The following is a 24,215-nucleotide window of genomic DNA, read 5'->3' on the forward strand; positions in this document are numbered from 1 at the left end:
TCTCTTAAATATTTTTTTTCTGTGAACATGGTCATGCTACAATGAGTATATCGTCAATAAAAGTCAGAATGCTGAATCATGTGCGGAGCCTATAGAGGCACAATTTATTAAAAATAGGAATTAAAACTTACTAGGAGGGGATATAAATGGCCATAGCTGAGGTCACGATTATTCCGATTGGAACAGGAAGCACAAGTCTAAGTCCTTATGTGGCAGAGCTGCAGCGTACGCTTGCTAAACAGCCTGGAATTCAATTTGAGCTTACATCCATGAGCACCATTATCGAGGGGGAACTGGACGATATATTTGCAGCCATTCGAGCGCTGCACGAGACCCCATTCGGTGCAGGAGCCCAGCGCGTCTCTACCTCGGTCAAGATTGACGATCGCCGAGACAAGCCTTCTTCTAGTGCTCAGAAGCTGGCATCGGTCAGGGAGAAGCTGTAGATTTGATATCTCATCTTTGAATTTGAACGTTCTGCCTGACTCAAGTCCGTATGTGGTATATATAATGACTGGGCTGTCTAAATGTTCCGTTTTTTGCCTTGAAGTTCTCGAAAAGATGAAGAGAGGATGAAGGGGAAATGCCGCAGAATAAACCCAATATTATCTTTTTTATGACGGATCAGCAGCGCTGGGATTGCATAGGGAAATTCAACGAGCATATACACACGCCTAATCTAGATCGTTTGGCTGACGAAGGCATTACTTACAGTCAGGCGGTTTGTCAGTCTCCGATGTGCGTACCGAGCCGGACCTCCATGATGTTTGGATATTATTCATCCCAGACGGGGGTGAGAACCAATTACGGCGGCATTTACGATGAGGACAGGCTGCCCTCTGATCCGCTCCCCGAATTGATGCGTAAGGCAGGATATCAGACAGCCGGATTCGGGAAAACGCACTGGAATCACAGCGAGCGGACGGAGATTCCTTCTGCCCGCGGGTTTGAAGTGAGGGCCGTAGGACTTGCACGGGACAGCGGTCATTATGAGGAAAATGCGATCATGATGGGAGATACCCACCCAGAGTATCTGGAAGCATACAGCAGAGAAACGATTCACTTTGGCAGTGGTGAGGAGAATATTCACGGATATATTGGTATGACCAGCCAGGTACCGATGGAGCAGCATCGCGACGGATGGGTTGCTGAACAAAGTCTCAAGTTCCTGGATGAGGGTGTAGATCCGGATCGTCCGCTTTTCTTCTATTTATCCTTCCTTAAGCCGCATGCGGGCTTTAACGTCCCCAAGGCATTCGAGGATTTGTACTCAATTGAGGATATCCCGGATATTCCCCAGCCTCCATGGCTCGACGAAGCGGATACTCACCTAGCCGCGTCAGATGAACTTAACAACCGAAGCAGGGAGTCCTATGTGGATAAGAAGAAGGCATTCCTTGCGATGAGTGAAGAGGAGCGCAGACGCACAACCCTCCGGTATTTTGCCAATTGTTCCTGGCTGGATCATTACTTTGGGTTGGCTCTTGAGAAGCTTGAACGGCTGGGAAGGCTGGAAGATGCGCTGATTGTCTTTGTTTCGGATCATGGAGAAATGCTCGGTGAACGGCAATTCAGGTTCTCGAAATATAATTTGTATGATGCGAGCGTCCGGGTACCGTTGATCTTATCGGGTTCGTGGATTGCAGAAGAAAAGCGGGGGACCATCGACGACCGCCCGGCAGAGCTTGTCGATCTCGTTCCTACGCTCAGCGAAGCTGCTGGATTGCCACGTAACCCCATGCTTCCCGGATTCGATCTGCTGGATGACTTGAGGCGACAAGGAACGTTCTGCGAGTTTCATGGAAAAGGAGTCAGTGCACCGCATTCCGCACCGGCCTACATGTAGCGGACGAAGGAATGGAAGCTGATCTTGTATATAGAGGGCTCAGCTCGGGATGCTGCCACGAGAGTGCAGCACACAAAGGGAGAGCTGTATGACCTTACAGCTGATCCTGGTGAGTGGGTCAACCTGTATGAAGAGGCGAAGCATGCGAGGATCAGAGAAGCACTAAAGACCGAGCTATTGATGCATCTTGCTGTTGCGTGGTCCAAGGGCCCGGTGTTATATGATAGGGGCGGCTTGGCGCCACTATCGTAAAATTGGGCTCTATTTTGGGCAGGTGCGGATTCACTTCGCCCGGACCATGGGCATATATCGTGTATAGATCATTTACTTACACGAAAGGATGTATCGTTCATGACCGTATATCTTTTACCTTCGAATTTCTTTCAGGATGAAATCAACAGAGGCCGAGTAGGGCATTATTATCGGTCGGTATCACAGGATATGGTCAGGTGACCTGGCAGCTCCTCGGCTACGCACCTCCTGTTCCTCCAGATACCAGCGGCATTGTAAGCTTGAACCTGGTTCTTCCGAACGGCTCTGTACAATTTATGCAGGTGAGCAATGTGGATATTATCGGCGCTCAGTATCTTGGACCGACTCCCCCTGCACCGGGTCCCGTATCATGCCAACCTATTATGGCTGCTAGCCTGCACATAAAGAGGCGAACGCTGTGATAGCGTTCGCCTCTTTGGTCGTATGAATTTGGAAGCTGTATGTAAATATCTTGTTGTAAAATTTTGTACAAAGATGTGAATCGAAACTTAGAAGTGAGCAGCAACGATGGTAGAGGAGTGTTTAATATCATGTATATTAGCTGATATTCGTCCTTGGTCACAGATAATGACCAGGTTCTCTGAATCAGGGCAGATTTCGATTTCACCAAAGTAGGATGTGCCGTTCTGCATAACCAAGCATACGCTGTATCCTTTATCTTCTGCGTATTTCAGTGTGTCAAGCATGAGAATCCCTCCATTCCAAAAATATTACATACTCTATGTATCGACTAGATGGTCGCAAATGATAATAATGGAACAAAAAAACAGTTAAGTAATTTGATTATACTTAAATTTAAGACAAAAAACATCCTCACTCTTCCTAAGGGCGAAAATGCGGGATAAGCTCGAGCCATATAGAACGAACTATAAAAACCTCGAAACTTTCCCGCTATTATTCGCTTTATAGTGAAATGACTGCCCATATCAATTGCTGAGGGTTCGCATAAGCTACTCTAGGTACTGTGAATACTCTACATCATGTGATAACCTCTGTCACGTACGGCAGGTACAGATCTTTCATTGCTATATACAGTCCAATGCCTGCGGCAATGAATGCAAGGATAGCGGCGATAAGGGCTAAGTGCTCGATTTTAGTTGTTTCAGCTTCCATATTGTTGCCATTATTGTTGCCATTATTGATTCTATTCTTGCTTGATGTGCTGCTTTTTTTCATCCATCTCACCCTCTTTACTCAAGATGCCTCCGTTCTTTCTTCTAGTTTATGAATACTCATAGGGAGGCGTTCTAAAAAAGGGTGCTTTCCCAAGTGATATGTGCCCGAAAGGAGAGAAGCCCATGAATAAACAACGAAACGGTACAAGAAAGAAAGTGTCTAAGGCTCCGATTCGAAAAAGGACAAAGAAGTCAGCAAAGAGCGAAGCTGCTTCTAATGCATTTTCTCTTTTGTCGCCAAAGCTGCTGGAAAATATGTCTTCAGAGCAATTCTTGGCCCTATGCAATACGTTATTGGAGATGAAGGATGGAGTTATCGACATCTTCAAAGATGTGAAGCCTGAGAAGAAGCACAAAATGCATAGTCTTATCGTGCAGTTTCTTGATCAATCCGACCAGCTCAATCTGCCGAAGAATTATAAGTCCGCATTGGGGGAGCTTGGGCAGAGATTGAAGCAAATGAATCTGGGTCATACCGCTCCTGCTGATATGAATCAAACAGTGCAAGCTTTGCCGCCGGGTCCCAATGACAAGACTGGCTCGCCTCCCGCGCAAGGTGTTGATACGAAATCCGGCCTACCTCATCCACATCACCCGAATGGACCAAATCCCCAAGCAGGACCTCAGCATCCACCGCATCCGCAGCACCCGCCTCACTGGCCCCGTCCTGGTTACAGGCCACCATCGCATTCTGGTTCAATGACAGTGGACAATAAATAAAAGACAATTAGCCCGGTCGCAATGCAGCCGAGCAACATATGGTATGAATGTAGTACACAGTAAAGGAGGAGTTACAATGAGCGAAGTAGGATACGGATATGGCGGCCAAGTAGGCGGCTTCGGCGGTTACGAAAGTGGCAAATCCATCGGTGCAATCTTGGTATTGTTTATTCTCTTGGTTATTATCGTTAAAGCTTTCTGCTGGTAATGATTTGACCATGATATAAACTTTGGGTCTGCCTGCTTGTATGGGCAGGCCTGAAGTTTTAGCAGAGATTACAACAAAGGGATCTAACTTCTCGAATTGTCGTACATCGTCATCTCTAAATAGCAGAGAGCGCAGCTCATAACAATGTGACTTCGATCAGTGCGAGTTATACATTCCATGAACGTTGGACAGCCCCCGTGCGACAAATGCTCGGGGGCTTAATGTTTGTGCTCCCAAGGTCGCCCTCGTTTCAATAATCAAAAGCGGCTTGGTTGAGCAATATATATTTAACCTAATATAATGCTGCTATTCGTAGTTAGCGTAGAAACTACAGCTGCACCTTATTCCTCTACTTAAATTTCATACAACAAAAGCCCTACCTCTCTTTTGTCCTTACGGCTCCGATGACCGCGCCAGTTTGAATGAAAACATAAATTCTCGTGTTTGGGTTATAACGCGATTACTCCATGGGGTTAAATAAGAGTTATCATGGTCAGGGTCAGATGCATTATTCTTATGTCAGCCGCGAATATATGCATGACCTACAAGAGGAATGTAATGGGGTTAAATATTCATAATATAATCTACTATATCATATATTACAGCAATTTACAAACACAGAGCTAATACAGGGAAAACAGGAAAAAGCTTATTCTCGAAATTGGGACTCCTCGGCTATAATATATATTGAGAACAAGCTTCTACGGAAAGCGAGGTTGTATTCATCTTGCAACGGTATCGAGCGCTGCGCAAAAGATTAGCTATAAACTACATCGTAGGCTGGGCTGCAACTTCTGTACTGGCGCTTCTGTCTATACTGTCTTCAACGCTTCATATGCGTGCAGCAGAGTCCTGTCTTTTGGCAGTGATCTTGACTGCAACATTACTTTTTACGCTGCTGATCGGAATATACCTTATCTTCAAACAGGTTAGACCGTACAGAGATATACAGCTTCAAGCTGAATCGGGCACTGATCTTCAACAAGCGTATGATTTCCTCCACAATCTGCCGACTTACGCCTTCTGTCGGATGCTGTTTCCGCATTATATTTGTTTGTCTTTGCCGGTCGTGCTGCTAACCACGATTCTGAAGCGATCAGATCTTCTCCATCTGTCATTTATACATACTTTATATATTGTAATAAGCCTTTTTTTTGTTTCTTACCTTCATGCAATCATTGAATTTATCACAACAACGAGAGTGATTGGACCTTACATATCAGCAGTTAGAAATAAAGCGGCAGCAAGCGGAACCAAGCTGTCTCACATCGGAAAGCTGCCGGCGTCTCTTGGTACCAAAATCGGAATGAGTATGATCTTTATCGCCATGTTTCCTTTATTGCTTGTGTTCCTTATAACTGAATTTCGTCTATTTTATTTCTCTGAAACGGTTATGATAGACTGCACCGGAATTGGAGCATGGTATCTGCTGCTTGGCATCGGCTTGTCTATGTTTGCAGCTCGCCTTCTTATACGAGATACGGCTCAGCCTGCAGAACAGCTGAATGCGAGCCTAACGAACTTAAGTCTTGAGCTGAAGCAAAGAGATGAGCTGGTGAAGCAGCTGCAGGACAGCTACTTTAGTACATTATCGGCAGCGCTGGACGCCAGAGATCCTTATACAGCAGGTCATTCCATGCGTGTAGCAGAATACTCGGTTATGATTGGCCGCAAGCTGGGGCTTGCGGAGGATGAGCTTGATATTCTCTACAAAACCGCGCTTATCCATGACATCGGCAAAGTAGGCATTCCCGATATGGTGCTGCTTAAGGAAGGTAAGCTGAGTGAAGAGGAATATCTGACGATTCAGCGTCATCCGGTGCTTGGCGAACATATACTTCAGCATGTACAGCCGGCGCAGTCCATTAAGCCTTTTCTGTCCGGAGTACGTTCCCATCATGAGCGTTATGATGGCAAGGGTTATCCGGATCAGCTGGCGGGAGAGAGGATTCCTCTATTTGGCCGGATTATCGCAGTGGCAGATGCCTTTGATGCCATGACCTCAGATAGACCTTACCGTAAAGGAATGAAGGATGAGGAGGCTATTTCTATCCTGGAGCAGGGCAGAGGAACGCAGTGGGACCCAATTATTGCAGGCATATTTGTAGATCAGTATCGTTGCAGACCATCCTGCTGTTAAGAACTTCATCTCATACCCTATCGATTCAACGACCCGAAATCGGGTTAAGAATATAACACGCTGGTGACATACTTTCTAGTCTCTAGGAGCTTGGGAATCACCATACAGACAAGGAGATGAGAAGAATGGATAACAACGTATTTAAAGGAAAATGGAATCAAGTGAAGGGCGAGGCCAAGAAGCAATGGGGTAAGCTGACAGATGATGATCTGGATGTCATCGCTGGTGAGAAGGATAAGCTGGTCGGCAAGCTTCAGGAGCGATATGGTCATTCCCGCGACGAAGCCGAGAAGGAATATGATAACTGGAGCAGAACGTACCGTTAATCATATATTTATTCTGTCATTTTATAATGAAGCTTTAATCGTTTTTTTCAAAATAAGAGAGCGCAGATCCGATAGAGGATTTGTGCTCTCTTTGCATGTTATGATAGGGAAAAGTAAGTTTGTCAGGAGGTAATAGCTCGTGGGACGACGAAAAGGATTAGTCATTGGGGCAACTGGATTGGTTGGCAAGCAGCTCGTATCACAGCTGCTTGGGCATGATGAATATGAACAGGTTACCGCGCTCGTGAGACAGGAGCTTCCGATATCCCACCCTAAACTGTCTCAGGTGATGGTCAATTGGGATGAGCTTGAACAGCATGAAGAGGCCTTCATCGGAGTGGACGAATTGTTCTGCTGTATGGGCACCACCATCAAGAAGGCGGGCTCACAGGCGGCGTTTCGCAAGGTTGATCTGGAATATCCCGTTACTGCCGCCAGGCTTGCGCTGTCTCATGGGGCGCGGCAGATGATTGCCGTCACATCCATGGGAGCCGACAGCACCTCACGTGTCTTCTACACCCGAACCAAGGGAGAGTTTGAGGACGACATCGCGAGACTGGGCTATCGCGGCATTCATTTTCTTAGACCCTCCTTGCTGCTTGGCGACAGAGAAGAGAAGCGTACAGGGGAGAAGATAGGTGAATGGGTACTGACGCTTGCCGATCCACTGCTTCGCAAAGGAAGAGGACGGGAGTACCGAGCTGTCCCGTGCGCTCATGTTGCAAAAGCAATGATTAGAGCTGCACTGCGAGATCAGAGCGGGGTGTACCGCCACTCGAACAAGGACATCTGGAAGCTGGCAGAACAACAAAAATAGACAAGCCTGCGTGCTTTGACTACAATGACTATAGAAATGCTTGGATAAACAAACATATAGAGGAGGAGATACATATGAGTAAGAACCCGATTTCCACAGAAAATGCACCTGGAGCCATTGGGCCATACAGCCAAGCGGTTGAAGCGGGCGGTTTTATATTTACGTCCGGACAGCTTGGAATTAATGCACAGACAGGTGAATTTGGTGATACGGTTGAGGAACAGGCGCGTCTGTCCCTTGAGAATGTGAAGGCCATTCTTGAAGCTGCAGGCGCAAGCTTGGACCAAGTGGTGAAGACGACGGTATTCCTGAAGGACATGAATGATTTCGCCCGTGTAAATGAGGTGTACAGCTCGTTCTTCAACCAGCCTTATCCTGCACGCAGTGCGGTTGAGGTAGCTCGTCTGCCGAAGGATGCATTGGTCGAAATCGAGACGATTACGCTGAAGAAATAACAAGCGTTTATACGTGAATATGGAAGCAAAATAAGAGAAGGACCACTTGCCCTGATTTGACATGGCAGACGGTCCTTCTCTTATTTGTGCCTGCTGTTAGCCCATACGAAGACAAGCAGAAGTACGGCGTCACGATAAGAGAAGCAGACCGCCAGCGCCACAATGGCTCTGATGATCAAGAGAAGGATCGCCCGCGTCTCATCACCAAGGCCAAACCCATCCGAGTACAACTCCGATCACGTTAAGCCATTTATAAGGATTCCGGTTAGTAGTGAGCAGCATGAAATCCCTCCTCGCAAGTATGATACTTGACTGTGGGGTTAATTAATATTCTTACCCAATAATTTCACATTCAAAATAAGTGTATGCAAATGAGCAGACATGTAATGACCTGCATCGAAAGTTTTAATTTTCCGTAATGTTCATTCATTTCCATTCATATGGGTTAAAGATAGTTAGAGATACAATAAAGCACTGAAAGGGGGCTGGCCAGCGTGATTAGCAAAAGGTCTTCACAGTGGCTGCAGCAGCTTGTCTTTGTAGGTCCTTCACTCGTGTTTTTCCTCCTCATTATTGTGGCTCCGTTCCTGCTGGGAATGTACTATTCCTTCACGAATTGGAATGGTGCAGCAAGCGAGCCCACATGGGCAGGCTTATCCAATTTTCAAAAGATATTTACGGATGATCCCGCCTTTCTAAAATCCTTTACGTTTACAGCTTGGTTCACACTTGCTGGTGTACTGCTGACGAACGTGCTCGGCTTTTTCCTTGCTTATTTCCTGACAAGGCCGCTCAAGACCAAAAATGTCCTGCGTACGATCTTCTTCATGCCGAATGTTATCGGCGGACTGCTTCTCGGATTTATCTGGCAGTTCATTTTTGTCCGCGGATTCGCATCCGTTGGGGAAGCGACGGGACTCGCCTTCTTTAATCTCCCTTGGCTTGGGGATGAGGCGACGGCCTTCTGGGCGATTGTCATCGTCTTTGTATGGCAGACGGCCGGATATCTGATGGTAATCTACATATCTTCGCTGAATAACATACCGCATGAAGTAATTGAGGCGGCTCAAATCGATGGCGCGAGCAAGGGACAGATTCTGAAGAGTATTATCGTGCCGCTCATTATGCCAGGGGTTACTGTATGTTTGTTCCTCGCCATCTCCTGGTCCTTCAAAATGTTTGACCTGAACCTGTCTCTCACGAAGGGAGGGCCATTCCGTTCAACCGAATCGGTGGCACTGAACATTTACAACGAGGCGTTCGTGAACGGCAGGTACGGACTCGGTACGGCAAAAGCTTTGATCTTCTTCATTATCGTGGCCATGATCACGTTCATCCAGGTTCGGTTGACGAAGAGCAAGGAGGTTGAAGCATAAGATGGAATCTGCAAAAAGCTATCGGATAAGTACCTTAATCACCGAAATTATAATGATTCTACTGGCTCTCGTGTTTCTTGTTCCTTTCTATTTCTTGTTTGTGAATTCTGTCAAAACCTTCGGCGATCTGCTGACCAACGCAGCCTCCTGGCCGCAAGCGTTCGAGTGGGGTAATTATCAAAGAGCATGGGAGATAACCAACTTTCCCAAGGTGCTCACGAATTCTCTAATTGTAACCGTTATCAGTAATTTGCTGCTTGTGCTGATCAGCTCGATGACTGCATATCGGATGGTTAGGCACAATACCCGATTCAATCGCGTGTTGTTTACACTGTTCGTTGCAGCGATGGTCATTCCGTTTCAATCGATCATGATCCCACTCGTCAAAGTGACAAGCATGGTCGGGATTATGAACAGCCATTGGGGGCTTATCATTTGCTACCTCGGCTTCGGGGTTCCGATGTCGGTATTCCTATTCCACGGATTTGTCAAATCGGTGCCTGTCGAGATCGAGGAGGCAGCAAGAGTGGATGGCAGCAACGCTTACGGCGTATTTTTCCGAATTGTCTATCCGCTCATGCGGCCGATGTATGTCACGATTATCATCTTGAATACACTGTGGATTTGGAATGACTACTTGCTGCCCTCCATTGTGCTGCAGGACGCTGAGCTGCATACGATCCCGATTGCAACCTACGCCTTCTTCGGTCAATACACCAAGCAATGGGATCTCGCGCTGCCTGCACTGGTCCTGGGGATCACACCGATCATCCTGTTCTTCCTCCTGATGCAGAAGCACATTATTCAGGGGATTACGGCAGGCTCGGTCAAAGGTTAGGCTTCGATTTCGTGAATCAATCACGTTAATTCATATGAGGAGGAATTCGTCTTGAAGAAAAAGGGACTGTTCTTGTTTACGTTGGTATTTGTATGTGCTGTCGTTCTATCCGGCTGCGGCGGAGGGTCAGGCAGCGGTGCTGAGGATGGAAAGACGACGATTAAGATTTTTCAATACAAGGTGGAAATTGCGGAGGCCTTCGATCGGCTTATTGCTGAATATGAGGAGGAGCATCCGGATATCAATATTGAAATTGAGACAGTCGGCGGAGGTAGTGACTATAGTGCGGCGCTGAAGACCAAGTTTGCAGGTACAGAGCATCCGGATATTTTCAACGTTGCCGGATATCGTGAGCTGGACACATGGATTGATTCTCTTGAGGATCTGTCAAATGAGCCCTGGGTAGATGATATCATCGAAGTGGCCAAAGAGCCGATGACAAAGGATGGGAAGCTGTATGGTCAGCCGCTCGGGCTTGAAGGCTATGGATTTATTTATAACAAGGATTTGTTCGAGCAGGCAGGCATTACCGAGCTTCCGAAGACGCTGACCGAGCTTGAAGCGGTGGCACAGCAGCTGCAGGATGCCGGCATCGTGCCATTCTCGAATGGCTATCAGGAATGGTGGGTGCTCGGGAATCACAATGCCAACGTTCCATTTGCACATCAGCCGGACCCGGTTGCTTTTATTGATGGTCTGAATGAAGGGACAGAGACGATTCCGGGCAACCCTATTTTTGAAGATTGGGTTAAGCTGCTGGATCTGACCCTTGCCTATGGGAATAAGAACCCGCTGACGACGGACTATAATACCCAGGTCACCCTGTTTGCTACTGGTGAGGCTGCAATGATGCAGCAGGGGAACTGGACACAAGTGCAGATTGACGGCATCAACCCGGATCTGAATCTCGGTATTCTTCCAATGCCAATCGGAGATGATGCCGAGGTGTATGATAAACTGTTTGTCGGCGTGCCGAACAACTATGTTATTAACAAGAACTCTGAGGTGAAGGAAGAGGCGAAGGACTTTTTGGAATGGCTCGTAACCTCGGATGCGGGTAAGCGGTATATGACAGAGGAATTCAAATTTATTCCTGCCTTTAAGAGTGTGACTGCGGATGGTGAGGTACTTGGAGATTTGGCTGCTGATATTATAGATTACAGTGATCAGGATAAGGTACTGAGCTGGAACTTCAACCGTTTTCCAGAAGGTGTACCGCAGGAGTATGGTGCTGTGATGCAGGCCTACATTGCAAATCCGGACCCAGCAAAGCTGCTGGAGGATATGCAGAAGAGCTGGGACAGCCTCAAAGAGTAAATGAAGCAAAGGTGTGGTTATTAAGATATAGAGAGATAGTAAGAGATAGCTTTGAGACGGCTCCGTAATTGAAGGGCTGTCTCTTTTTTTCTGGTATGAGTCAAGCAAACCAAGGGATCGCCCTTGAATTCGACTTAACAATTTTAAAAAGAGCGATTTTCGTATATGATGGAGAGTAACAATCTAAAGGGGCTAACGGGTGACTTACGATGAATCAACCACTTTATGGAATATGGCTCGGAGATGTGTTTTTTTGTTTTTCAGGGGAAACATCGGAACCAAAAGTCGATGCTTGGAGTCATTTAATAAGAAAAATGAAGATGAAGGACGGAACCTACCGTCCATTTCAACATGCCGCTCTGCGTCTTGCTGAGCTGAGATGGCAGAAGAAATCGGTTCAGCAGGAAGCAAGTGCAGGTTCGAGGAAGAAGCGGCCCGCATTTGGCCGGACGCTGGAAGGCTTGGCGCTTGCTCCGAGAGATGCGTTTGAGCTGCTGATTCGCTGGAACAAGGAAGAGGCAGAGCAGGCAGGCTTCGCTCCTGGCAGTGAGATGGAGTACTGGGCTAAAGCGGCTAGATTTGCAATGGAGCTGCTGATTCGAGGGCAAATTACCCCAGGCACAGCGCCTGTGAGCTCGGCCGGTGGAAGGCGCAGAGGCAATCAGTCTGCTGTAACAGCTGTGTGGCTTCCCAAAATAACAGACCCTATCGATACAGAACGATTCCTGAAGCTGGCTGAAACCATCCCTGCGATCTGTCTGACCGCATCCGGTGCGTACGCAGAATCCGAAGTCGGTACAGTGAAGGAAGCAGGAGCAGCTGTCTTATACTCTTTCCTCAGACAAACGATTCATGCAGCGGTATCTGCCGAGATTGCCTCTGTGGAGAGCAGTCTGTCTCGTTATCGGGCTAATTACAGAAGAGGGTATTCTCCGCTCACTGAATTGTGGTGGAACAGTCTGCTCACAGGCTCGCGTGAGCTGAGTGTGCAGGCTACTGTGCAAGAGATCGAGGAATTGACAGACAGCGTGGCTAAGGCTTCAGACAGCGCTCCCCCAGTGATCATAGGAGAATCCTCCGGTCCTGAGGATGGAATACTAAAGCTGAGCTTACGGCTGGAGCCGTCTGAATTGGAGCGCTCTTCTGCATGGAAAGTGAGCTTCTGGGCAGAGAGTGAGAACGAAGCTGATTTTCGGGTGCCAATTGAGGCCATATGGGCCTATCCTTCACCAGATGTGGATCGGGGGACGGTAAAATACAGCCGGGTCCAGGAGCAGATGCTCCTCGCCTTAGGCAAAGCATGTGAAGCTGCGCCTAGTTTGCGGCCGGCTATGGGGGCGTCTCCACATGAGATCGAGATGGATACGCAGCAATTTTATGAATTTATGTCTTCTTCTGTCCCCAAGCTGCAGCAGCTGGGAATTACCGTGCTAATGCCTTCCCGCTGGAGTCGGGAAGGGAAGCGGAAGACAGGGCTTCGGCTGAGAATGCTGCAGAATGGCGAGGCACCGGGTACACAGAAGGCGCCGACCCTTGGGATGGAGCAGCTGGTCAAGTTTGAGGCAGAGGCTGTCCTGAACGGGATGCCGGTAACGAAGGAAGAGCTTGCACAGCTTGCGGCATCTGCGATTCCGCTCGTGGAGTTCCGGGGAGAATGGATCGAGATTGATCCGAAAGAAATTCGCCAGGTGCTGCGCTTTATGAAAAAAAATGAGGAAGGCTCCATGGCGCTGTCCGAATGGATTCATCTGGCCGTTGATGAAGATGAGGAAACGAGCTGGAAAGGGATGTCCATTTTTGGCGCTGAATCGTTTGGCATGCTGTCCTTTCTTCTGGATGGCCAGGTGCTGAGTCGAACCCAAATCAGAGATACGCCGGCTTCACTTCATGGCAATCTGCGGCCTTATCAACAGCGGGGCTATCAGTGGCTTGCTGCCATGCGTGATCTTGGCTTCGGTGTATGCCTTGCCGATGATATGGGCCTCGGGAAGACCATACAGGTTATTACCTGTCTGCTGGATTCCAAGCTCGCGGCACGAGAAGCGAGGGAAGCAGAGCGAGAGCTGGACAGTCGTCAAGGCGATATACTGGAGGAGGATGAATTCGATATGGAGCATCCGGCCCTGATCATCTGTCCGACCTCACTGCTTGGAAATTGGCAGCGGGAAATTAAGCGTTTTGCACCCGACTTTAATCTATACATTCATCATGGTACACAGAGACTGCATGGAGAAGCATTTCGGAAGCAGGCTGGGGAGCATGATATTATTCTGACGACGTATCATCTGGCAGGCAGAGATGGGGCCGATCTGGCCTCGATCGAGTGGTCCTCTGTCGTGCTGGATGAAGCGCAATATATTAAGAATTATCGAACGAAGCAGGCGCAAAGCGTCATGAAGCTGTCTGCACCGCACCGGATTGCCATGACAGGAACGCCTGTAGAGAACAGGCTCAGTGAGCTGTGGTCCATTTTTCAATTTCTAAATCCCGGCTATCTGGGTACGGCTGCGTCGTTTAGACAGCGATATACGATAGGCGCTCAGGAAGAGACCGGGTCTTTGCGAGAGCTTCATCGTTTGGTATCTCCATTTATGCTGAGAAGGCTGAAGAGTGATCCGGATATTCGCAAGGATTTGCCAGAGAAGCTGGAGCTTAAATCCTACTGTTCACTTACAGTGGAGCAGGCGGCTATATACAAAGGTGTAGTAGATCAGCTGTTGACGGGCATTGAAGGACAAACTGGGTTTACACGCAAAGGCGTTGTATTATCCTCCTTGACCAAGCTGAAGCAAATATGCGACCATCCTGTACTGGTTGATCACAGCCGTAAGGATGCGGGGCGCGTAGAGGCGTCAGGCAAGCTTGAACGCCTGATGGAGCTGACAGATGCGATTCGTGATAACGGCGAGGCAGCCCTTATTTTTACCCAGTATGTGTCGATGGGAGAGGTTCTGGTTCAGCAATTATCTCAGCGGTATGATGAGAAGCCCTTCTTCCTTCACGGGGGCGTTTCGAAGGCGGAACGAGACGAAATGGTGGAGCAATTTCAGAATGGGAATGGCCCTTCCCTTTTCGTTCTCTCCTTGCGGGCAGGCGGGGTAGGATTGAACCTGACTCATGCGAGCCATGTCATCCATTATGATCGCTGGTGGAATCCTGCGGTGGAGAATCAGGCGACGGATCGCGTATTCCGCATTGGACAGAAACGAAATGTCCAGGTGCATAAGCTGATATGCCAAGGGACGCTCGAGGAACGGATTGACGAGCTGATCGAGAGCAAGAAGCAACTATCGGAGCAGGTGGTCGGTTCAGGCGAGACCTGGATTACAGAAATGTCCGATGATGAGCTGAAGGGCCTCGTCAGTCTTCAAGGTGAGATGTGGGTATAGAACACGGATTAAACAGGAGGTGAGGCTGCAGTGACCTATCAAGTAAACCATTTTGAACCGGAGCCTCACGGCTGGAAGGCAATGATTCAGAGCAGAGCGGAAGATGATCAACAAGCACGAGAACAACAGGTAGAGGTCAGAGGAATATATACGTTAACTAATGAAGAGCTAAAGTCAGAAATCCTTGAAGAGCTGGAAGAAAACGCCTATACCTTGTACTGCCTTCTTGCAGGAGGTAAGGCTGATATGATCAATTCGGGGCTGATTTCCTGGGTGAAAAATGCAGATGTAAGCTGCTCCTGTAATCACATCGTATGCCCTCATATCGAAGCAGCGAAGCAATCGGCGGTAGAATGGGCTGCTGCAAATACGCTGAAGCTGCTTGATATGCTTGGCCTAACACGCGAAGAGCTGCTTACTGAGGTGTTTCGTGGCTGGTCTCTTGAGTCGGTATCCACCAGCGCTTCTCAGGCAGCGTCGCTGCTGGAACGCAAGACTCAGCGTGCAGGCGGCAATACATCTGCTATTCTAGATTATATCGGCGAGGCAGCTGCGAATGGTTCACTTCACATGCCTGGTTATGAATTCGAAGGGATCAAAGTGAAGTTAACTCCACCTGAAGAGCTGACTCCTCCATCTTCAGGCATTGCTCAGCTTGTGCCGGCTGTTCCTGTGGAGGCAGCTTTAGAGGATATCCGCAAGCAAGTTTCGGAGAGAGCGTCCAAGTGGGCAGAGGGATTAGATCTTAAGGCCGTCAAGAAGTAACTTGGATATGTACCAGGATGAGGATTTGAAGCTCAATGTCGATAGGTCTATAATGAATGGGAGGAGATTTTAATAGCAATAACTTTGGGATAGGGGAAATAACAAGATGACAACTTCAACAACCAAGAAACCACGCTGGACCATTGTTCTGTTGACGGTTATGCTGCTGTCCGCCTTCGCGCTTGCAGGCTGCGGGAACGGGGAAGATCCGCAGGAAGATCAGAAGCAGACAACGCCGGAAACACCGGAGAATCCTTCACAGGAGGAAACGCCAGATGCGCCTGCGGACAACTCAGATGAGGATGCACCTGCGGATAACGATGCGAACGAGAACGGTGAAGAGAATAACGGCAATGAAGATAACAATGACGATAACGCCGAGGAGCCTTCGGAAGGTGCAGGGCAGGATGACGGTACAGGAAGTGCAGAGGAAGACAGCATTATGGCGCTTCGCGCTGCGAGCTCCCTGCAGAGCACGGTTGAAGTCGTTGGAGACAAGAATGTTGTTACTAACCCGGATGCGATTACGGTCATCGTTAACAAAGAACGGAGTCTGCCCGATGGATACGAGCCGACAGATCTCGTTGAGCCAGACGTTCCATTCTCATTCGATGAGCCTCATGAGAAGCGGCATCTGCGCCAAGAAGCTGCAGATGCGCTGGAGGAGCTGTTTGCCGCAGCAGAAGAGGATAATATCGAGCTTCGTGCGGTATCAGGATATCGCTCTTATGATCGTCAGGTTGCCGTATTCAACAGCAGTGTAGAGCGCAACGGCGAAGAATATGCGCTCCGTGTAAGCGCACAGCCGGGGAAGAGTGAGCATCAGACCGGACTGTCTATTGATGTATCCAGCCCAAGCGTAGGAAATGTATTGGAAGAAATCCTTGGCGACACCAAGGAAGGTAAATGGCTTGCAGAGCACGCACCTGAATTTGGATTCATTATTCGTTATCTGGAAGGACGAGAAGAAACGACAGGCTATATATACGAGCCTTGGCACATCCGTTATGTGGGTAAAGAACTGGCACCGGATATCGCTGCCAGCGGACTTACGCTAGAGGAGTACTTTGACGAAGCGAATATTAAGCTGTAAATAACATAAGCTGGAGATCCATAAAGATCTCCAGCTTATTTTTTCGTCATGTGTCTGTTGTAAATTATTCAGCTGGGAATGGCTTGATTGTCTCTGTCGTATCCGCTGAAGCGTCGGCTTCTGCAGTTTCTTCAGCAGGCTCTTCAGCTGACTGGCTGACGTCTACCGAATCAACAACAATCTTGATTGCATTGCCGATTGGAGGCAGGCTGCGGGTTAGAACGCCATTGTGGAAGCCGATTACATAATCCTCGTCCGTAATGGATGCAGGATCAACCTTCTCGCCTTTTGTATTCACGACCTGAGTATCCTCATTAATCTGCAGTACAATTTCAGACTGTGGGTTCGCTGCAAGCATTCCGCTTTGGATGAGGAGACTGTGGTCACCGTCATCATTTATACGAATATCACCGATTGTACCTTCAACGCTGTGGAGGTTATCTTCAGCCTGCTCTGTAACTGTAATTTTGTAGACGGCAGATTGAGGAGGCATGCTGAGTGCCATTGCGATGGAATGCTGTGCTTCCACCTGATCTCCGACTTGTAGATCTGTGATGCTTAGGCTGGTTCCACCCGCAAGCAGGTATTCTGTGTCCTCATTTGCATTCAGGATTAAGCTTTCTGGTCCGACTCCGTTAATATGAATTCTGGAATCGTCAGCATAAGTAACTACACCAACCGATGTTGTAAATTCCTGCACTTCTTCTGTTGTAATCGTTACTGAGGCTCCTTCCGTCTTGACATTGGCATGCAGTACTTCACTTGCGAAGTTTAAAGGAACGTATTGTTTGCCCTGGGCGATGACCGGTACTTGTCCAAGCTCGACGTACATGCGGTTCACATTATACTGATCTTTACCTGTTGCTATGGCAGTCCATACATTGCCTTTTGTTAATTCCGCTGTTTTGCTATCCTTCACCCATGTGAGCTCCATGCCAAGCGCCTCTGCAAGGGCACGAACAGGAATCATTGGATGCTCGGCATCAGCCAGAACATACCCTGCGTCAATAGCTTGTCCGTTGACTGTAATGCTTACCTTGCTTGCTGCTGAGCTTGAGACAGATACGGGGGCGTCGGCGTTAGCGTATACATATCCGCTGCTCAGGGCTGCGGTCAGTGCTAGTGCAGCTGCGCCGGTTTTCATTTTCTTGTTCATAAGATCTTAATCTCTCCTTCGTCTTGATGTAAGTGTTTACTCAGCCGTGAGAACATGCGATAGCTTCGGTAGTGATCATGGTGAAGCAGCATATTCGATCCAGCTGTCGACAAGTTCTTAGACGAAGTCATCGGAATGGAAGTTGCAATTCGCTCTAAATTGGTCACTTTGCCCCATCCACAACCCTCTTTATCTTCCGTGCATAGTCCATGGATGTTGCTGCCGCTTAAAAATACAATTAGAGGATATATGAATCCATTTCATTAATTTCATAATACCCTGTTTTAAGATAGCGAGGAGAATAGAGACAGATGAGAGAAACCTTCAAGCAAGAAAAAATCGGAGGGAGGGACGTGGACATATATCTGCCTCCATCCTATCGTCAAGGCGAAGGTACTTATGCTTTGCAAATAAACAATATTGGAACTACAACTGCTAGTGGATATGGATCAATCAATAATTAAGTAAAACAAGAAGGCCAAGAAGGAGCCATTGTCGAAAACAATGGCTCCTTCTTTATGAAATTACTATTTTGATAAACTTAACTTGATGGAACATCAGTATCAGTCGGGTTTTCATCTGTTTCATTTAAGAGTAACGAATTGGGGTACGATTCAAGAAATGTTGATTCATCTACTTTTAAAAGAAACTCGGCTTCAAAAATTAGTTGATTCGTATTAGGTCCGATTTGATCTAACTTTCTTGCTATCTCAGATTCTTTAAAGATACTCTGTTCATCTGCTCGCAAGAACATGCCATGAGGTGTATATAGTTGACTAAAATACCTTTTTGCGAGTTTTCTACGGATTCTACGCTTTTTACTGATTCTTCGGATTTTATGGATTTTACGTTATTTATTGAAAAATTAGTGTTAACAGGATTTTCAACTGTCTTATTTACGGTTTCCATTTCTGGATAGGTGTCTGCTTTTGAATTCGATATTAATGCCACTCCTGAAATAATAGTCACTGAAAAGGCTATTAAATATATTTTTTTAAACATAATATCGCCTCCCTTTCTAACAATTATTTCCTACTTTAAAACATTATATTCACCAAAATGTTGAACGAATCGATAAGGTGTAAAGGAAAAGATTAAACTATAAATTCACAAATCAAGCAAGTGGACCTGGAAATGTAGGCGGTTACGAAGGTTTCACTCTAGGTTTAAACAGACAAATTCTTACACATTCAACTAATGCATACGTTTATGATTACTGGGAAGGTGAGATTCAAGATGTTCAATTCTATGAAAATTATAGTAACTATGGACGTGCGTTTCGCTGGCAAGACCGATTATTTGCAGGAAGTGTAGAAAATTATAACTCCCATTATGGTGAGTTCTCTGTCTATTTTGAGTTTGTAACTGAACCAGGTTCTGGTGCAAAAACACAGCATTATGGTACGTATGCTCATACCTGGGACAAAACATCTATTAATAGCATCGGGATCGGTCCTTACTCTGCTTCAGTTGGATGGACAAATGCCGGTAGTCAGTGGACAGACGCTGACCAATGGATCTATACACACTAAAATTTTATTTTAATGATAAACAAAGCCTCTCTTTCAAAGAGGGCTTTGTTATCTTAAAATGATTTACAATAAGATTATTTGAATCGGTGGTGTGATTAGTTTTTAAATTCAATAAAAAGAAGGTGATTTCTTGAAACTAAAAAAAATAATCCCACTGATATTCATTGCATTCGCAGTCGGTTTTACTCTCCAGATAATCATTCAGCAAAATGAAACCATTGAAACTAAAATAGAGAGAAAGATAAAAATTCAGGACAGTACTTTACAAAAGTTAATTCACTATGAGATAAAAAACAATATTATTTATGCTTTCTATACCAACACAGTATATAATACTTCATCTGGACTTGGATTAAGTGTAATAGAAAATAATAAAGGCATGTCAACACATATAATAGGTGCAATAGAATTAGATTCAAAAAAAGGGCTTACATATGAAATATCTGAATCTAAACAACTAAATTTAAATGTTGTGTACGGTAGTATTAACAACTCTGAAATAAAAACAATTCAAATTAATGGTCATGATTGTAATATAGTTAATGCTACTGATTTAACTTTTTGGTATTATATTTCGGAGAATCCTATGCAAAGCACTCTAATTGAAGCTAAAGATCAAACAGGCAAGGTTATAATAAATGAGACTTTCTAACGTTTTATTGTCTATTATTTCCCTATTAAATCCGAGTCTGGCCAATCGGAATTAAAAAACCTGGCATTAATCATGCCAGGCTTCTTCAGGTTCAAAAATAAGTTCATTTTCGTTTTCATCCAAGTAATCACATTCTGAGATACAAGCAAATAAGTTGGGTTCGATTTCTACAAGCTCGTGACCACAGCCCGGGCAGACTCTTTGCAAGGGATACCATCTCCTTATACTCTATGAATCTATTTTTCCCGGATCCGGAATAACGTATACTTGTGTCACTCGAATAATTAAACTTTTTCCAGTTCCGACCAGGTATCGTTTATGGCTTTAACCGCTTTGTCCTCATCGTCACACACTTTGGTGTAGTGATGGTTGAAACCACCTGCAGCTGTAGCTACTGCCGCGAGAGATGCCATCCACTTTCCATTATCCAGTTCCCCAATTGCCCCTATAAATTCGCTACCTTTGATGATCCCTGTCCTTACAACTTTCATGTCGTCTTCACTCCTCATTTCATGATGGCTTGCCTTTTTACATTTTCGCCAAAAATGAATTTCGTATACTTTATTTAAAGAAGAAGTCCGAAATAGCTCCGCAATCTGTCCAGAGGAATCAATTAAATATCGTTAAAATTTTTTTCTTACATATTATATACCGGACAGATGAATTCTAACTTGTGAATCTGAACTAACTTGGAACAACTGAGTTGTTCTGTAGTGACAAAATTTTTTTATAAAATTTCAAACTGTGTTCATAGTGATGGTGTTCTTAGTATAAAGGGGATCCAAGTGTACATAACTCTATTTTTATAGCGTTCCCCGAGATGAAGCAAGGCAGTTTAACTCAAAAAAAATTTTAAGGAGTGAACTTACAGGTACAAAAATGGACAGATATAATAAGATTATTATTGTTTTATTATTGATAATTGCTATTCTTTTAGGATTAATCTACTTTGAGCTTAATGAAATAAATCGGCTACAAGAAATACAAATTACTTCTTAGATTTCTGACATGGAGCCTATATACATAGGCTCTTTTTATTAGGGGTATCCTCATTCAGCAGCTCACAGCAGCTCACTTTGGCCCGCTTCCCTGGATGCAGTCTAGCTGCAAATCATATTATCCATATACTCATGATTTGTTCAATAGCTGCATGCACGTGGATCCGGACCATTGAGACACCCTCGGGATTGAGCGATGACGACGGAAGATCGTCCGTTTCAGGGGCAATTTAAGGGGCTGTAAGTTCCTTCTTAACAACAAAAGAGCAGCCAATGATGGCTGCTCTAAGTTCATTTCTTATAACCAATCCCAATATTTATTTCCTTGGCAAACGATAAAGCGATCTAACCATGTTTGAAAGTCGCAATTTAAACTTCTCATATATTCTATAGGCGAATAACAATCATTAACATACATGTAGGTTGGTTTGCCCTCAGACACTTCTTTAAGATTAATGAAGATATAATCCTGTAGAATATAAGCAACATTTAGTAGTTCAGGTTTCTCATAGGTTGAGTCAATAATTTCTTTCTGTGTTAACACTTCATTTAAGCCATATATACCATCTTCAGATCCATATTGAGGTTGTTCAAAAAGACGACAACCATCAGTAGTACTTAGAAAATCCTCGTAATCAAGCGGTAGCTTAAATTCTAAGTTAACTAAAAGCTTTGAAGCGAGTATGTCAGTACTTACAGGGCTATTGAACTTAAAAGTGTACGTTTCTTCAATACCATCAATATTATAGATACTTTGACTATAATTGTTATTTTTTGTTCGAGTAATCAAACCTTTAAGCCCTTGGTTGAGAGTATTGTTTGTACTCATTAAGTCAACACCCTTTACATATTTAATAGATTTAATAAGCCACAAACCATGGGCTAACTACCGAAGTATGATGAGTATTTAAAATTGGTATTAAATTTGAATAGTCATTGGTACCGCCTAAGTTTCTAGGTCTCATATGATGGACATGATTCAAGGTCCAATCATAATTATTGGGATATTCCTTATTATACCAATCAATGTATTTGTTGCGATCACTAGTAGTCCATGAGATAGGAGTTGTTCTAGCCCAATCAGCCCTTGCTGGTTCTTTCATTACTTTAGCAGAAGCAACATCAGTGTATATAGGGTATAAATTCCCTTTTGTATTTAGCAAGATAGTTGAAGTATTAGTAGTATCTGTCCCAAGTACAACACCGAGTATATTTTTGGCCGTTATATCTGACACCACAGTGTAGAAACCGGTAACGGTTGCATCAAAGGAATGAGTGACTGTAGCTCCAACTTTAATTCCTAGTACTCCGGACAAAGTATAAGTAACAGATGATACTATGTTAGTGGTTGTTGATCGGGTCATTGATCTTCCGAGATTAAGTTTAAAATCTAATTTATTTGGTTTTGAACCGGTAATCGACATGATGGTAGCTTTGAAATTAGCTTTTCTTGCATCTTTTGCTCCCGCGTCAACTCTAGTGGAAACAGTGATACCATTCAAAGATGAAGGAGTTACAGCAGAAGAAGTTTCACTAGCAGCAGCATTTTGAAAGGCTTGTTGTTCACTTATTTCAGTAGTTACACTAGATCCATTCTCTTTATATTCGATAAAATAATAACGATCTTCTATTTCGTTCGGATTTTCATATTCTGTATACTCTTTAACAAAGTTCAATTTCACTTCTTGGCCAATATCTTCTTTGTTCTCTCCCAAAAACTGAATGGATGGTCCATTTTCTTCTGCATTTATTGTTGATCCCACAGGTGTCAGCGTTAGAATTAGAGCTACTACCATAAACATTGATAACAACCATTTAATTTTTTTCAACTCTTTCTTCCTCCTCTAGTATCAAGCATAAACCAAATTTGTACTACTGGTGGTGAAATTATGAACTTTGATATTTCTGGTTTAATCATTGCTTTCCTTCTCTGTTTGCCGATCATAGCTATAGTTGTTGTGGTGCGTAACATAAAGAGAAAATAGTTTACTAATCAAGTCAAAATCGTTTGATCTTAGTCAATCACACTCCTCTCCTTCTTCAATAAGAACACCTTAAACTTGTAAAAGGTTGCAAATTATTTTTATTTTTTAACTATACAAAAACAACATCCCTGAAGTATATCTCAGGGATGTTACTAAGATTTTTTATAAATCCAAGCGTGGCCAATAGGAATTAAAAAAACTGGCTACCTTGTTCTAAACTTTATAAAATCAAAAAGGCATAGATCCTCGTCATCTACACCTTTTTCAAAACTCAAAGTTCTTAGTATCATTCTATTTACTTACCTTTCGTGCTTGTCCAAACATTTTCCTCTCTATTTCTAAAGCTTTATCTGTTTCTTTTTTTGCCTTGTTCCATATACTGGGCAATACTTTTACAAATTGGGTTTCAATATTTTTATCTCGATCTGAATCATACGCATTCAATTGCAACACCTCCACAATATTGGTGTAATAAGCACGTTTCCCCGTTGTTTATATACCAGATGGATTAACAATGGTAAGAAATTGCTTGAATCTGCTTGAGCACATGCTTCGGGTCAAGGAGCTTCCCGAGATTATATTTGTGGGCATCGTACCTCTTCATCGGAATGATGAGTATACACCATGGCCTGCTCCGTCGTTAAATGGGAAGTCGGCGGATTTTGGCGGCATGGGGAAGGATTATATTGCGTACATTGCAGACATGCTGAAGCCTCATATAGACCATAGCTACCGTACCCTTTCCAGTCCGGAGAATACAGCAATGGTAGGAGCTTCTCTGGGTGGGATGATCTCGATCTATGCGGCATACCAGCGTCCGGATCTATTCGGAAGAATCGGCGCCATATCTGCCTCCATGTGGTATGAGGGGATGCTGGCTTTTATTCAAGATACGGAAGTGGCTTCTTGCGATCAGAGGCTGTATATGTCTGTAGGCAGCCTGGAAGGCGTATATAAGGAAAGTATCCAGCGAAATATGGTAGAGAATACGCACGAAGCCTACAGAGCACTGATCGACAAGGGCTTTCCTGAGGATAAGCTGAAGTTCACGGTAGAAGAAGGCGGAACACATGATGCCTTGTTTTTTGCCAAACATTTTCCCGAAGCGCTAAAGTGGCTGTTCACATAGCTGGCTCCGCCTTCTTCTTATTTGG

General features: G+C 45.1%; 27 protein-coding genes and 1 pseudogene. 18 read left to right on the top strand and 10 right to left on the bottom strand.

Annotated elements, in window-relative coordinates; genetic code table 11:
• The first annotated feature begins 146 nt into the window (after window positions 1–146).
• From ACFQ3J_RS19635 to ACFQ3J_RS19650, 4 genes are all read left to right on the top strand, one after another.
• Window positions 147–446: an MTH1187 family thiamine-binding protein gene (locus tag ACFQ3J_RS19635; RefSeq protein ID WP_091159509.1), complete on the top strand. Its 300-nt coding sequence runs from the start codon at window positions 147–149 to the stop codon at window positions 444–446.
• 137 nt (window positions 447–583) lie between these two features.
• Window positions 584–1,846: a sulfatase family protein gene (locus ACFQ3J_RS19640; protein WP_379293679.1), complete on the top strand. Its 1,263-nt coding sequence runs from the start codon at window positions 584–586 to the stop codon at window positions 1,844–1,846.
• Window positions 1,847–1,909: 63 nt separating this feature from the next.
• A complete protein-coding gene (locus ACFQ3J_RS19645; RefSeq protein WP_251583772.1) occupies window positions 1,910–2,098 on the top strand; it encodes a hypothetical protein in 189 nt (62 codons plus the stop codon).
• 197 nt (window positions 2,099–2,295) lie between these two features.
• On the top strand, window positions 2,296–2,520 hold the full coding sequence (locus tag ACFQ3J_RS19650) for a hypothetical protein (protein ID WP_251583773.1): 225 nt from the start codon (window positions 2,296–2,298) through the stop codon (window positions 2,518–2,520).
• An 87-nt stretch (window positions 2,521–2,607) separates the two neighbouring features.
• On the opposite strand, the gene ACFQ3J_RS19655 is transcribed toward ACFQ3J_RS19650, so the two are convergent.
• Entirely contained in the window at window positions 2,608–2,805 is a 198-nt protein-coding gene (locus tag ACFQ3J_RS19655) for a hypothetical protein (protein ID WP_091159514.1), read from the bottom strand.
• Window positions 2,806–3,097: 292 nt separating this feature from the next.
• The gene (locus ACFQ3J_RS19660) at window positions 3,098–3,295 is read right to left on the bottom strand and encodes a hypothetical protein (protein WP_091159515.1); all 198 of its coding nucleotides are present in this window, start codon (window positions 3,293–3,295) and stop codon (window positions 3,098–3,100) included.
• Window positions 3,296–3,417: 122 nt separating this feature from the next.
• On the opposite strand from ACFQ3J_RS19660, the gene ACFQ3J_RS19665 reads away from it, so the two are divergent.
• The 6 genes from ACFQ3J_RS19665 to ACFQ3J_RS19690 all read left to right on the top strand — a co-directional run bounded on the left by ACFQ3J_RS19665 (window position 3,418) and on the right by ACFQ3J_RS19690 (window position 7,960).
• On the top strand, window positions 3,418–4,014 hold the full coding sequence (locus ACFQ3J_RS19665) for a hypothetical protein (protein ID WP_251583774.1): 597 nt from the start codon (window positions 3,418–3,420) through the stop codon (window positions 4,012–4,014).
• A 76-nt stretch (window positions 4,015–4,090) separates the two neighbouring features.
• Entirely contained in the window at window positions 4,091–4,222 is a 132-nt protein-coding gene (locus tag ACFQ3J_RS19670) for a YjcZ family sporulation protein (protein WP_211753669.1), read from the top strand.
• A 727-nt stretch (window positions 4,223–4,949) separates the two neighbouring features.
• On the top strand, window positions 4,950–6,362 hold the full coding sequence (locus ACFQ3J_RS19675) for an HD-GYP domain-containing protein (RefSeq protein ID WP_251583775.1): 1,413 nt from the start codon (window positions 4,950–4,952) through the stop codon (window positions 6,360–6,362).
• Between the two features lie 125 nt (window positions 6,363–6,487).
• On the top strand, window positions 6,488–6,688 hold the full coding sequence (locus ACFQ3J_RS19680; RefSeq protein WP_091159519.1) for a CsbD family protein: 201 nt from the start codon (window positions 6,488–6,490) through the stop codon (window positions 6,686–6,688).
• Window positions 6,689–6,827: 139 nt separating this feature from the next.
• Window positions 6,828–7,505 carry an oxidoreductase gene (locus tag ACFQ3J_RS19685; RefSeq protein ID WP_251583776.1) on the top strand — a complete coding sequence of 226 codons (678 nt, stop codon included), beginning with the start codon at window positions 6,828–6,830 and terminating at the stop codon, window positions 7,503–7,505.
• Between the two features lie 74 nt (window positions 7,506–7,579).
• Entirely contained in the window at window positions 7,580–7,960 is a 381-nt protein-coding gene (locus ACFQ3J_RS19690; protein WP_091159522.1) for a RidA family protein, read from the top strand.
• Window positions 7,961–8,040: 80 nt separating this feature from the next.
• Here the strand turns inward: ACFQ3J_RS19690 and ACFQ3J_RS19695 are convergent, their stop codons facing one another.
• Window positions 8,041–8,190: a hypothetical protein gene (locus ACFQ3J_RS19695; protein WP_251583777.1), complete on the bottom strand. Its 150-nt coding sequence runs from the start codon at window positions 8,188–8,190 to the stop codon at window positions 8,041–8,043.
• Between the two features lie 264 nt (window positions 8,191–8,454).
• Between ACFQ3J_RS19695 and ACFQ3J_RS19700 the strand changes: the two genes are divergently transcribed.
• The 6 genes from ACFQ3J_RS19700 to ACFQ3J_RS19725 all read left to right on the top strand — a co-directional run bounded on the left by ACFQ3J_RS19700 (window position 8,455) and on the right by ACFQ3J_RS19725 (window position 16,738).
• Window positions 8,455–9,336: a carbohydrate ABC transporter permease gene (locus tag ACFQ3J_RS19700; RefSeq protein ID WP_091159524.1), complete on the top strand. Its 882-nt coding sequence runs from the start codon at window positions 8,455–8,457 to the stop codon at window positions 9,334–9,336.
• Between the two features lies 1 nt (window position 9,337).
• Window positions 9,338–10,174 carry a carbohydrate ABC transporter permease gene (locus ACFQ3J_RS19705; RefSeq protein WP_251583778.1) on the top strand — a complete coding sequence of 279 codons (837 nt, stop codon included), beginning with the start codon at window positions 9,338–9,340 and terminating at the stop codon, window positions 10,172–10,174.
• A 51-nt stretch (window positions 10,175–10,225) separates the two neighbouring features.
• Entirely contained in the window at window positions 10,226–11,491 is a 1,266-nt protein-coding gene (locus ACFQ3J_RS19710) for an ABC transporter substrate-binding protein (protein ID WP_091159527.1), read from the top strand.
• Window positions 11,492–11,700: 209 nt separating this feature from the next.
• Entirely contained in the window at window positions 11,701–14,880 is a 3,180-nt protein-coding gene (locus tag ACFQ3J_RS19715; protein ID WP_251583779.1) for a DEAD/DEAH box helicase, read from the top strand.
• Window positions 14,881–14,910: 30 nt separating this feature from the next.
• On the top strand, window positions 14,911–15,645 hold the full coding sequence (locus tag ACFQ3J_RS19720; protein ID WP_251583780.1) for a hypothetical protein: 735 nt from the start codon (window positions 14,911–14,913) through the stop codon (window positions 15,643–15,645).
• A gap of 106 nt (window positions 15,646–15,751) precedes the next feature.
• Window positions 15,752–16,738, top strand: a complete 987-nt coding sequence (locus ACFQ3J_RS19725; RefSeq protein ID WP_251583781.1) for a M15 family metallopeptidase — start codon at window positions 15,752–15,754, stop codon at window positions 16,736–16,738.
• A gap of 64 nt (window positions 16,739–16,802) precedes the next feature.
• On the opposite strand, the gene ACFQ3J_RS19730 is transcribed toward ACFQ3J_RS19725, so the two are convergent.
• The 3 genes from ACFQ3J_RS19730 to ACFQ3J_RS19740 form a co-directional block, all read right to left on the bottom strand.
• Window positions 16,803–17,894 (bottom strand): copper amine oxidase N-terminal domain-containing protein, encoded by a 1,092-nt coding sequence (locus ACFQ3J_RS19730; protein ID WP_251583782.1) that lies wholly within the window; start codon window positions 17,892–17,894, stop codon window positions 16,803–16,805.
• Window positions 17,891–18,061, bottom strand: coding sequence for a hypothetical protein (locus tag ACFQ3J_RS19735; protein ID WP_251583783.1), 171 nt, complete (start codon window positions 18,059–18,061; stop codon window positions 17,891–17,893). Before ACFQ3J_RS19735 ends, ACFQ3J_RS19730 begins: the two co-directional genes overlap by 4 nt.
• A 538-nt stretch (window positions 18,062–18,599) precedes the next feature.
• On the bottom strand, window positions 18,600–18,896 hold the full coding sequence (locus tag ACFQ3J_RS19740; RefSeq protein WP_251583784.1) for a hypothetical protein: 297 nt from the start codon (window positions 18,894–18,896) through the stop codon (window positions 18,600–18,602).
• 660 nt (window positions 18,897–19,556) lie between these two features.
• Here ACFQ3J_RS19740 and ACFQ3J_RS19745 point away from each other — a divergent pair.
• Window positions 19,557–20,078: a hypothetical protein gene (locus ACFQ3J_RS19745; protein WP_251583785.1), complete on the top strand. Its 522-nt coding sequence runs from the start codon at window positions 19,557–19,559 to the stop codon at window positions 20,076–20,078.
• 284 nt (window positions 20,079–20,362) lie between these two features.
• On the opposite strand, the gene ACFQ3J_RS19750 is transcribed toward ACFQ3J_RS19745, so the two are convergent.
• The 4 genes from ACFQ3J_RS19750 to ACFQ3J_RS19765 form a co-directional block, all read right to left on the bottom strand.
• Entirely contained in the window at window positions 20,363–20,569 is a 207-nt protein-coding gene (locus ACFQ3J_RS19750) for a hypothetical protein (protein ID WP_091159538.1), read from the bottom strand.
• A gap of 805 nt (window positions 20,570–21,374) precedes the next feature.
• Complete coding sequence (locus tag ACFQ3J_RS19755) at window positions 21,375–21,905, bottom strand: SMI1/KNR4 family protein (RefSeq protein ID WP_091159540.1); 531 nt, start codon at window positions 21,903–21,905, stop codon at window positions 21,375–21,377.
• Window positions 21,906–21,936: 31 nt separating this feature from the next.
• Window positions 21,937–22,905, bottom strand: coding sequence for a hypothetical protein (locus tag ACFQ3J_RS19760; RefSeq protein WP_091159541.1), 969 nt, complete (start codon window positions 22,903–22,905; stop codon window positions 21,937–21,939).
• 447 nt (window positions 22,906–23,352) lie between these two features.
• The gene (locus ACFQ3J_RS19765; protein WP_170862507.1) at window positions 23,353–23,505 is read right to left on the bottom strand and encodes a hypothetical protein; all 153 of its coding nucleotides are present in this window, start codon (window positions 23,503–23,505) and stop codon (window positions 23,353–23,355) included.
• A 46-nt stretch (window positions 23,506–23,551) separates the two neighbouring features.
• Here ACFQ3J_RS19765 and ACFQ3J_RS19770 point away from each other — a divergent pair.
• Window positions 23,552–24,190 (top strand): annotated as a pseudogene (locus ACFQ3J_RS19770) (alpha/beta hydrolase); the annotation flags it as partial.
• Window positions 24,191–24,215: the final 25 nt, after the last annotated feature.

Origin of the sequence: Paenibacillus provencensis (assembly GCF_042678545.1) — a bacterium.
Classification (GTDB): domain Bacteria; phylum Bacillota; class Bacilli; order Paenibacillales; family Paenibacillaceae; genus Paenibacillus; species Paenibacillus provencensis.